General features: G+C 67.0%; 1 protein-coding gene. It reads left to right on the top strand.

The window, feature by feature from the left end:
- Positions 1-50 precede the first annotated feature (50 nt).
- Positions 51-969 (top strand): IS5 family transposase gene (locus ACPYN4_RS15505; protein ID WP_424446878.1). Its coding sequence is split into 2 segments (ribosomal slippage), with 921 coding nucleotides annotated over them: positions 51-418 and positions 417-969; the frame shifts between segments, so codons are not numbered across the junction. This gene is flagged as partial in the annotation.

Raw genomic sequence — 969 nt, 5'->3', positions numbered from 1 at the left:
CTAGGGCGTGTCTCCCATATGGGTTGTGATTGACGCGCGATTCTGGGTACATGGCTTCGGTTGTGGATTCTCGGACGCGTCGATTGACGGATGCGCAGTGGGCGTTGATCGCGCCGTTGCTGCCGTCGAACGTGGGGCGTCGTGGGCACCCATTCGGTGATGATCGCCGGGTCGTGGACGGGATCATCTACCGGTTCCGGACCTCGACGCCGTGGCGGGATGTGCCGCGCGGCGAGTTCGGCCCGTGGCAGACGATCTGGAAGCGGCACCGCCGGTATGCCGGAGACGGGACATGGGATCGGGTGCTGCAGGCGCTGCTCTCGCAGGCAGACGTGGCGGGCCTGATCGATTGGGATGTGTCGGTGGATGCGACGATCGCGCGTGCGCATCAGCACGCGACGAACACCACCCGCCCTGACCAGGACACAGGGGGCACGATCGAATCACAAGAATCTGCGGCTGGATAAGGTCGAACCCGCCGGTCACGGTATCGGTCGCTCGCGGGGCGGGCTGACCACGAAGATCCATCACGCCGTCGACGGGAACGGTCTGCCGTTGGCGATCGTGGTCACCGGCGGGCAACGCAACGACGGGGCGATGCTCGAGCAGGTCCTTGACGACATCCGTGTTCCCCGGATCGGCGGCGGGCGCCCCCGCGCCCGGCCGGACGCGGTCCTCGCGGACAAAGCCTATGGGTCCGGCGTGAACCGGCGCATGCTCCGCGCCCGTGGCATCCGGGTCGTGATCCCCGAGAAGAGCGATCAGATTGCCACCCGCAAACGCAAGGGCAGCAAGGGCGGCAGGCCGCCCGCATTCGATGCCGAGGCCTACAAAGACCGCAACGTCGTCGAGCGGTCCTTCGCACTCGTCAAGCAATGGCGCGGCATCGCCACCCGCTACGACAAGCTCGCCATCACCTACCGCTCCGGCGCAGTGCTCCACGCCGTCCTCACCTGGGCCACCCTATTG

The organism is Microbacterium sp. CH-015, assembly GCF_049707015.1.
Classification (GTDB): domain Bacteria; phylum Actinomycetota; class Actinomycetes; order Actinomycetales; family Microbacteriaceae; genus Microbacterium; species Microbacterium aurum.
This window is presented reverse-complemented; position numbering and strand designations above follow the sequence as displayed.